Annotated in this window: 1 protein-coding gene; it reads left to right on the top strand. The window is 60.5% G+C overall.

What is annotated here, in order from left to right:
- Positions 1–3 precede the first annotated feature (3 nt).
- Positions 4–311 (top strand): RidA family protein (locus tag AC0IYH_RS30625; protein WP_471837921.1); only part of this gene is annotated, 308 nt, incomplete at its 3' end.

The following is a 311-nucleotide window of genomic DNA, read 5'->3' as shown; positions in this document are numbered from 1 at the left end:
CCCATGTCCATCCAGCGCCTGCGAACTGAACCGCGTCTGAGCGAAATCGTCATTCACAATGGCACCGTCTACCTGGCCGGCCAGTTGGATGAAGACCATAGCGAAGGCATCGAGGCCCAGACCAAGGCGACCCTGGACAGCATCGACGCGTTCCTTGCCGAAGCCGGCACCGACAAGACGCGCATCCTGTCGATCACCATCTTCCTGAAGAACATCGATGATCGTGAAGGCCTGAACAAGGTCTGGGACGCTTGGGTACCGGCTGGCCAGTCTCCGGCCCGCGCCTGCGTCGAAGCCAAACTGTATTCGCC

The organism is Pseudomonas sp. AC463 (assembly GCF_979253585.1).
The sequence above is the reverse complement of the archived record's forward strand: the minus strand, read 5'-3'. Positions and strand labels throughout refer to the sequence as shown.